Consider the following 8,634-nt stretch of genomic DNA (forward strand, 5'->3'; position numbering starts at 1 on the left):
TCTTTGTTCGAGGGGGCGGAGCGAAGCGTGCAGGCCAAGTCATGGGGAGGACTCCGGCGACGTGCGACCGCGCCCTTTTCGCAAGCGAAATGGGGCAATGACCAGCTTATCCAGGAACGTATCGTAGGGCAGGCTCAGGCACATCGCGATGATTTCGGCGATCCGCCCGGCAGGTAACGAACCGGGCGGCGGTGGCACGAGCGGTCCGTTTTGCTCCCACAGCGGCGTAGCGACCGCGTCTGGCAATAACACCTGAACCCGTACGCCAAAAGAACGCGCTTCCTCAGCGATCGACTCTGAAAGCCCAATGACCCCAGCCTTGGAGGCGCTATAGAGCGAATCCAACGGCCGCCCTTTCTGGCCGCTGGTAGATGAAATGTTGATAATCTGGCCCGCGCGTTGTGCGGTCAGGATCCGCAGTGCGGCCCTGTTCATGAAGAACGTGCCTTGCAGGTTTGTCCCGACGACTGCGTTGTATTCGGCATCGTCAAGCTCCCACAACGGCCGCGGGCGGCTGCCGGCGGGGCGCAAGATGCCCGCACAATGAACCAGCGCGTCGAGGCCACCGAGTTGCCGAACAGCGGCGTCGATCAAATGTTCGCAATCGGCCGCATCGCGGACATTGCAGCTTTGCGGAATGATGGCGTTACTTTGGCCGCGCGCAAGTTCTGCCGCTAGCTCGCTGACGGCCTGCTCTTTCACATCCGAGAGGACAAGGCAAACGCCGCGCGCCGCCAATAGCTCCGCGGTGGCTCGACCAATACCGCTGCCGGCGCCTGTGATGACAACGCGCATACCTTGGAGAACGTTCATGTTGCGGCTCCAGTCGTTGATTCGCGCGCGGCTGAATTGAAGCCCAGCGGCGCGAGGAGCGGCAACTGAAACGATGTGTCGGCTGGACTAGCGAGCAGTTCAACCACCAGCGCGGCAACAGCCTCTGGCGGCATGGCGCCTTGGGTGGCCAAACGGGTCGCTGAGATGAGGCCGGTATCGACGGCGTCTGGCAGCAACGAAGTGACGCGCACCCCCAGTGGCGACAGTTCTTCCGCCAAGGATTGGCACATGGCGACCACCGCCATTTTGGAGGCCGAATATGCCGCGGCGCACGGTTGACCATGTAGGGCGGCACGTGCCGAGGAAATGTTGAGAATGTGTCCCTTTTTCGCCTGCGCCATGCGCTGAGCGGCGCCGCGGCAGAGCAGAAACATGCCGCGTAGATTCGTTTCGACCACTTCGTTCCAGTCGTCGGTGGTCAGCGTGACCACCGGATCGGGGATGCGCCTTCCGGAGTCAGAGCTACGACCAATGCCAGCGCAGCCGATCGCGATGTCGAGGCGGTTGTATTCTTCGTCAACGAAGCGGAATAACCGATTCATGTCGCTAGTCGAACGGACATCGCAACCAGCAAATCCGATCGACCCTGATGCTGTTTCGACAGTGGCCGATACTCGACCAGGATCTCGGCCAACAACGACTACCCGACAGCCAGCCTCGGATAACACGCGGCATATGGCGCGACCAATGCCGCCTGAGCCGCCCGTGACAATCGCCACCTGATCAGTCAGGCAGGCTGAGTCGGTCCAGATGTTGGCTGTGCTGATTGTCATGCGCGGGTGGCCCAAATCTCTAAATAGTTGCGCGGGGCCGAGGCAAAGCCGGCAGCGGCCAGCGCCGGTTCGGCAGCTTGTTCGAGGGCCGCGGCGGCTTCTTCAATCGGAAAGCCGCTCATCAAGACTTCGGCCAAGCCGCCATACGCGCCGACCAATCCCAGCGCCCGACCGTTCAAATCGACCACGCGCTCATTCGTGGCATGCGTTTGCAGTCCGACGTCGCACAGCATCTGCGACCATTCGGCGGGGGTGTACCAGCGGTTCTTGAAGGCGCCGCGATTGGCGCCGCGCACCCGCTTGATGGGAGGCTTGCCCGCGGCGACGAGGCCGTCGCTCTTGGCTTGAATCAACTCGCTGGCGATGCGAATCCAATCCATGTAAATACGATCGGTGCCAGGGGGCATGGAGCCCGCGTAGAAGGCGGAGTTGAAGCCGAACAGCCCGCCGGGACGGAGCACACGCGCCACGCCGGCCAGAAACTGAGGCTTGTCGGGCAACAGATGGATTGCGTTGGCGATGGTGACGCAATCGAACGACTGATCGGGAAAGGGGAGTTGGTCGGCGCTTCCGACGGCCAAGGTGACTACGCTCTTGCCGTCGACGAGATCGTTGGTCAGTTCGAATCCATAGCGCACTTCGCGCCCCAGTCTTTGGAGCCGCGCCGTACTCAGATCGACCTGAACGGGATCGTAATCGACGCCGTTGAGATGGGCGTGCGGCGATTGTTCGAGTAACAGTTCGCTGACCACGCCGGCGCCGCAGGCCAAGTCCAGGAAGCGCCGGACATGCGTCAGTGGCTGGAGGCCGACAAAGCCGCGATTCGCTGCGACGTACTCCGGTTCGGCGCTGAACGGCTCGTAGGTGGTGTTGACGTGGCTGGTCACTCGGTTCCCCGCGGATTGACTTTTTGGGCGGAAATCAGCAGATGGGCGTCGACCGCCAGCGAACCGCCGGGAAGGGCTTCGACGATGAGGCGATGCAGATCGGCGTCGACCTGCTGCAATAGAAGCTTCGTAAGGAAATACTGGCGGCTGTGTTGATGAAACCGCCGCCAGCCAACGCGGGCAATGTCGCGAAGTTCGCAATTCTCAAATCCCGCCGCGCGCAAGGCTTCTGCAAACCTCGTGACCGTGGGAGAGGAGTCGGCATCTTTTGCGAACTGGTCGAGCCGGGTTCCCGCGATTTCGGCCGCGCTGAGCCACCCACCTGAGCGCAGGACGCGAGCGACATGCCGTAAGTTGCTTGATAGGCCGACTCCAGCGAATCCTTCGATCCAAATCACAGCGTCGTGACTCTCTGCAGGAAGCTGGTCGATGGTAGCTGGCGCTCGTCGTCGGGAGAACCACTTGTGGGGCGCCGCCACACTGGGATCGATACAGGTGACATACCGTGGTGAGAACTCGCTCGATTGCTTGGCGATCTCTTCGGCGCCGCGGGCAATGATCAAAACCTGCTTGTCGGCGATGGCATCCTGGCTAGAGAGAACGGCGAACACCTCTGCCGCGAGGGCGCGTGCAGCTTGCGCAGGAGTTGTCGAATCGGTCGACCAGTAGCCGACGTTACGGATCGGGGTGTGATGAAAGTATTCATCGATTTCCGTGCCGACCGAAGCGGTGAGTCCGACCAGGTCTTTTTCCTGGTCGGCCAGATGCAGCACCGGGTTGAGTTGGCACGCCTCCCACAGCGAATCGTGCAGTTGACCAACGGCATGCAGTTCTGTCTCCTCGGCCAAGAACATTGCGGCGCGCGATTCTTCGGTCTCGGCTTCGATGCCCATGTGGGCGAGACTGAGACCCTCGCTGGCGCGTGGCAGCGCATGTAGTTCCACGGTGTCGGAGGGGGGGGCATCGGCATGGTCGAGCGATCCGTGCCAGATTTCCAGCCCGCCGCGCGGATTGTCCTCGTAGCGCCAGCCCGACGGGGTGCGCACCGCGACCTTAGGTCCGAAGGGATTGGCGGCACCGACAAAGAGTCCGGCGGGGCTGGAAACAAGGGCGCGGATGCCGAAGTTATAGAAGTTGTTGAATCCATTGCGCGTGACAGGCAACCAATTATCGCCGTCGGTGGTGCGCCACAGTTCGGCGCCTCCACGATGCTTGAGAAAGCGATCCAAGGTTTCGTCGTCGAACAGGTTGGCGACGTGCGCGGGCCAGATGCTGCGATCCATGTATGGCACATACGATGAGACATCGAAGGTGCCGACATATAAAGCGCCGTCGTGGGCGCACATTCGCCAGATGTAGCCGGCCAAGGGATTGTCGAAACCGGGTCCCATGCCGCTGGTGGGGATCTTGAGTCCCTGATTGGTCAGCCGCGGAAAGCCGACCACGAGATCCCAACTGCCGTCAGGATAGACGCGGAGCACCTCGCCGGCGGCGGGTCCAATATTGTTAGAGCGATCGTGACCACCATTTTGAATGGCGGTGCCGATGTAGAGGTTCCCCTGAAACGCCGCCATGGAGAGGACGGCCTGATTGAAGGGGCCGCGTCCGGCGCCGTGATCGAGGATTTTTTGCCAGCGATGAGGCGCGGGGCCCTCTCCATTGGTACGCCAGACTTGGAAACCTTCGCGAATGTTGAGAGTGCCGACGTACAGATAGTCGCCGCAGACTTGCATTTCGATGATGCCGCGGTTCGCCGGATCGCCAAAGCCGGGGGGGCAGCTTACTTCCCAGCGACCGTTGACCGGATCGTCGGTGCAGCGGACATCGACATTCTCGGCGACATTGGGATCGGTCTTGAGAACCTTGGGATCTCCTTTGCTGTGCGAAGGGGCGACCCAAAGCCGGCCCTTGAACGGTTGCACCGCCCGGAAGCCACCAAAATTTTCGTGTTCGCCTTCGATACGAGGCGGTTCCAGCTTTTCAAAGTTCAGGCCATCGAGCGAACGCAAGGTGGCGCAGCCAGGCGCATTGCGGCCGACTACCGGCAGCGTATAGAGCGCGGGACGCTCGTCGCTCTTGCCTTGAAAGACGGTCATGCAGCGAAAGGCGACCGCCACGGGGGCCAATCGCCCCTCGTAGCCGACGACCATCGGCGATCGAAAGACGCGCTCCCAGGCGCCGGTCTTGGGGCTGTAGCGCCAAATTTGGCCACGAAGATCGAGCTTTTCGTAGGAATCTGGGACCGGCACCGGCGGATGCGCGAAGGGGGCCTCAAACGGCCAGCGCATGATGATGACTTGCAGGGCGTTGCGATTGGTGCCGATGTACAAATGGTCGTCGTACCAGGCGTAGCTGTACGGATAGTGGTTGAATCCGCTACCAAAGCCGCGCTCGGCAATGCGACGAAAGTGGCCGCCGCTCAAGGCCTGAACAGGTTTTCGATCGATCGCGGTCGCCATGCGGGGACAAGCACTTGTTAATTGAGAGCGACAGATTCGATTCGATGCGGTCCTTTGCTGCCTGCGACGAGCAGGTAGTATTCGAGATCGGGTACTTGCGAGTAGTTCACGGCCATAATCTCTTGCAAGCGCTCGAAGGTGATTTGCCGAGCCAGGTAGCGATCGTGATAGAGGCGCGTGACGTAGCGAAAGTAGTTGCGCCAGCACGGCTCGGTGGCGTCGATGATGTGAACGTCGGAAAAGCCGACGTCACGCATCATGCGGTGATATTGGTCTGGTCCGGCGAGAAAATTGGCCTCGTGGCGGAACGTGCGCGAGCGCTCGGCCTCGCGCGTGGCCAGAATGTCGGCCAACAGCAGGTAGCCGCCGGGCTTGAGGACGCGGATCGCCTCGCGGAGAAAGTCGCGACGCGTGTTGAAATGAAAGGCGGCCTCGACGCAAATGACGGCGTCGAATGAGTCGGCCGGGAAGTCGAGCGCCGTGGCGTCCATGAGGCGAAAGTCGGCGCCCGGCACTTTAGGACGGGCGGTGGCGAGCTGTTTTTCAGAAATATTGATCGCCGTGATCTGGCTGGGCACGTAGTGCTTGAGCAAGCAGCGGGTAGGCTCGCCTTTGCCGCAAGCGACGTCGAGGATGCGGCCCTGCGGCCGGGGGATGAACTCCAGCAGCTTTTCCACCAGATTCTGGCAAGCCTGGCTGGCGGTCTTGGTGTGCTCGTCCCAGTAGCCATGATTGGCGAAGTCGGTGTTGTCGTAGAAATCGACGAACGCCGGCTCGTACATCACATAGTCATAGCGCCGGTTGAGCGGGTTGGCGAGGATGTCATCGCGACTCATGGACATGGGTCGCCTCCGCACATGCGAGCTCGCCGCACGACGCGCTCCAGAAATCGAGGATCATCTGGCTGGTTTCGTGTGGATGCAAAAAGGGAAAGTTGTGTCCAGCGTCTTCGAGCATCCGCGTTTCCACGTTGGGTAGTTCTTTGATCAATTCTTCGCGCGTGGGCAGATAGGGGGAGAGCGTGCCGTAGGCCAGCAGCACCGATTGCGTCATGGCGCGCAACGATTGACGAGAGAGGCCAGATGCGTCGCGGAAGTCAGCGGGCGCGGTGGTCTCGGTAATCAAGCGGCGATACTTTTGCGCGGCGCGGCGACTCTTGCTGGGCAAGAAGAAGCCATCGGCGCGCAGCCTTGAACGCACCTCCGTTAGCTCAATTCCAATCTTGTGCAGATGCAACGGCAACGTGAAATCGAGATCAAGCGTTGGCGGAATCTCGATGCCGATGGCGCCAAAATGGCTTGTCCAGCGTTCGAACAGCACCCAATCGCCGAGCCTCAGTTCTGGCTGCAGCAAGTGGGACCTGCCATCCAAGATGGCGATGGAGCGAACTCGGGATGGATACAGACGAGCTAGTTGCAGCGCCACGCCCGATCCGAAGCTGTGCGCGACAATATCGACCGCATCGATTTGGTAAGCGTCCAAGATGTGGCGAGCGTCTTCGGCAAGCTGAGCCGTGGTGTAGCCCGAAGGCGCCAGGTCACTATAACCATGCCCTCGTTGGTCGTACATGATAAGCTGCCGCTCGTCGCCCAAGCGGCGCACCAGCATGGGATGCCAGAACGCCATGTTGGTGTTCAGCCCATGAATGAGCAGACAAGCAGGGCTGCCAGCCGGTTGACCGGTGGCTCTGGTGCTGAACTTGATGCCGTCGACTGTCACGCTAAGCATGGTTGTCACTCGATGTAGCCAAGGCTGCGCAGTCGATCGAGCAAGACGGCTTCGTCCGACTCGTCGAGTTCCAGTTCGGATTGGTTGCCGGAGGGGGGCGCACGATCGGCGCTCGCAGCGCTGCCGGCGATGCAAGGCGGATTGCCGCGCAAGTAGTCGCGCTCGTAGAACGATTCCGGAAATTCGCCTTCGTACTCGGCGGGAATCTCCAGGCCGAGACTGTGGGCCAACAGCGGCGCGACATCAAGAATGTTGCGACGCGCGACCCGTACTCCCTGTTTGATGCCGGGGCCGATGCCCATGAGCACACCGTCGGGATGATGAGTGCCGGCCGGGGAACGCCTGGGGACGACGGGCGCCGGAGAGTTCAAGACGGAGAGGAAGCCGTGATCGCGCACCGTGAGTGTCAGGTCGGGCGCGCGCGACATAAATTCGCCGGCAAACCATTCTTCACGTTTTTTGATTTCGGTGACGACCTGGCCGCCATCGGGACCGCGCAACTCATAGAGATCGGAGATCAATTGCTCGCGGAAGGCGGCATATTCCGCCGGGGGAACATTGATGATGAAAATGCCGTTGGAACTGGGGGTGAGGGCAAACGCCTTGGTGCGGCGCCAATCGTAGACATCGAGAAAGCGAGTCAAGCGGTCGACCACGATGGACTCGTCGCGGTCTTCGGGCACTTCGGTCTGCCAGTGGAGCAAGCCACGATCGGCCAGCCATTTGTTGATGTAAACGATTTCGGTGGTGGCGGTGAAGCCGTGATCGGAGGCGATGAAAACTCGGCCATCGTCATCGATCATCTCCAGCGCCTGGCCGAGGAAATCGTCGATCTGCCGGAAGTAGGCGCGGCAGCGATCGATGACCTGCTGCTCCCAGGCATTAGGCTCGGCGGGCAGATATTGGGGATCGAGAAAACGGTAGGCCAAGTGCTGTATCTTGTCGACGCCATCAAAGACGATGGCCGTCAGGTCGCTAGGATCGTGGGTCATCAACCGCTTGAGGATGGAAAACCAGGCTTGTTCGCGCTCGATGTGATGGTCGATATACGGCGCCCATTGATCGGGGGGGAGTTGCGCCAGCGACTGTTTTTCGGTGTCCAACTCCAAACCCAGAATGTTGACGTCCAGCGGGCCGTAAGCGCTGAGTTGCTCAAACAAATTGGGCGGATAGCTCGACCGGCGGAGGTGCCGGCCGGGAACGAAGCCGGGCATCGTATGGCCTTGGACCGGTTCGGGCGGAGCAAGCCCGATGTAGTTGAGAGCCGTGACGCGCTGACCCGCGCGCGAGACGTACTGCCAGATGTACTCGCACTGGCGGTCGGCCGAAGTGTTGAACCGCAGCAAGGGGCCTTGCGAGGCGAACTCGACTCGCACAAAGTCGTGGAAGCCGTGGGCGCCCATGCTGCGGCCGGTCGCCATGCTGGTCCAGGCCTGTGGTGTGATTGGCAGCGGCGTCGAGCGCAGCAGGCTGCGCGTTCCGCGTTCGCAAAAGTACGACAGATTCGGCATCTGGCCCGCGGCCATGAGGTGGTCGAGGACGGTATAAGTCGCGCCATCGAGGCCGAACAGAAGTGTGCGCATGTCGAACGTCCTGCCTTGTTTGCCGGTGAGTGATTAGGATCGCGGGGCCGCACCGATGTGTGCTTGCAGAAACTCGGCGATTTCGGCGACGGTGAGGTCGTCGACGTAACGACCATCGACCATCAGCAGTTTTTCAAAGGGGAGATCGCGGCGACCGTACTTTTGTTCGATCGCCGTGACGAGGTAGACGACGTCCAGGGACTCAAACCCCAAGTCTTGGACAATCGCCGTATTGGCGTGCATGGCGTCGGCCAGGCCAGTGTCCCAGTCGGCGGTTAGTTCGCGCAATAGTTCGATCGTGTCGGATTCGAAAGCGTTGGTGGTCGCCATGAGTGGATTATCCTTCTGGGGCGCTATTCAAGCTGAATAG

8 protein-coding genes are annotated in these 8,634 nt (G+C 61.0%); all 8 read right to left on the minus strand.

Annotated features, from left to right (window positions below):
• Positions 1-39: 39 nt before the first annotated feature.
• From K1X71_08265 to K1X71_08300, 8 genes are read right to left on the minus strand one after another with little or no spacing between them, the layout of a single operon-like run.
• Positions 40-813, minus strand: coding sequence for an SDR family oxidoreductase (locus K1X71_08265; protein ID MBX7073129.1), 774 nt, complete (start codon positions 811-813; stop codon positions 40-42).
• Positions 810-1,607, minus strand: a complete 798-nt coding sequence (locus K1X71_08270; GenBank protein ID MBX7073130.1) for an SDR family oxidoreductase — start codon at positions 1,605-1,607, stop codon at positions 810-812. Before K1X71_08270 ends, K1X71_08265 begins: the two co-directional genes overlap by 4 nt.
• Positions 1,604-2,494 carry a class I SAM-dependent methyltransferase gene (locus K1X71_08275; protein ID MBX7073131.1) on the minus strand — a complete coding sequence of 297 codons (891 nt, stop codon included), beginning with the start codon at positions 2,492-2,494 and terminating at the stop codon, positions 1,604-1,606. The genes K1X71_08270 and K1X71_08275 overlap by 4 nt, the downstream gene beginning before the upstream one ends.
• Positions 2,491-4,953 (minus strand): hypothetical protein, encoded by a 2,463-nt coding sequence (locus K1X71_08280; GenBank protein MBX7073132.1) that lies wholly within the window; start codon positions 4,951-4,953, stop codon positions 2,491-2,493. The genes K1X71_08275 and K1X71_08280 overlap by 4 nt, the downstream gene beginning before the upstream one ends.
• Before the next feature lie 17 nt (positions 4,954-4,970).
• Positions 4,971-5,795: a class I SAM-dependent methyltransferase gene (locus K1X71_08285; protein ID MBX7073133.1), complete on the minus strand. Its 825-nt coding sequence runs from the start codon at positions 5,793-5,795 to the stop codon at positions 4,971-4,973.
• A complete protein-coding gene (locus K1X71_08290; protein MBX7073134.1) occupies positions 5,776-6,681 on the minus strand; it encodes an alpha/beta hydrolase in 906 nt (301 codons plus the stop codon). The genes K1X71_08285 and K1X71_08290 overlap by 20 nt, the downstream gene beginning before the upstream one ends.
• Before the next feature lie 5 nt (positions 6,682-6,686).
• Positions 6,687-8,264, minus strand: coding sequence for an alkaline phosphatase family protein (locus K1X71_08295; GenBank protein MBX7073135.1), 1,578 nt, complete (start codon positions 8,262-8,264; stop codon positions 6,687-6,689).
• A gap of 33 nt (positions 8,265-8,297) precedes the next feature.
• A complete protein-coding gene (locus K1X71_08300) occupies positions 8,298-8,594 on the minus strand; it encodes an acyl carrier protein (GenBank protein ID MBX7073136.1) in 297 nt (98 codons plus the stop codon).
• Positions 8,595-8,634 lie beyond the last annotated feature (40 nt).

This window comes from Pirellulales bacterium, assembly GCA_019694455.1.
GTDB lineage: Bacteria > Planctomycetota > Planctomycetia > Pirellulales > JAEUIK01 > JAIBBY01.

Coding starts and splice junctions, on each gene's coding strand:
- K1X71_08265 (MBX7073129.1), bottom strand. CDS start 813: ATGAACGTTCTCCAAGGTATGCGCGTTGTCATCACAGGCGCCGGCAGC.
- K1X71_08280 (MBX7073132.1), bottom strand. CDS start 4,953: ATGGCGACCGCGATCGATCGAAAACCTGTTCAGGCCTTGAGCGGCGGC.
- K1X71_08295 (MBX7073135.1), bottom strand. CDS start 8,264: ATGCGCACACTTCTGTTCGGCCTCGATGGCGCGACTTATACCGTCCTC.
- K1X71_08290 (MBX7073134.1), bottom strand. CDS start 6,681: ATGCTTAGCGTGACAGTCGACGGCATCAAGTTCAGCACCAGAGCCACC.
- K1X71_08285 (MBX7073133.1), bottom strand. CDS start 5,795: ATGTCCATGAGTCGCGATGACATCCTCGCCAACCCGCTCAACCGGCGC.
- K1X71_08300 (MBX7073136.1), bottom strand. CDS start 8,594: ATGGCGACCACCAACGCTTTCGAATCCGACACGATCGAACTATTGCGC.
- K1X71_08270 (MBX7073130.1), bottom strand. CDS start 1,607: ATGACAATCAGCACAGCCAACATCTGGACCGACTCAGCCTGCCTGACT.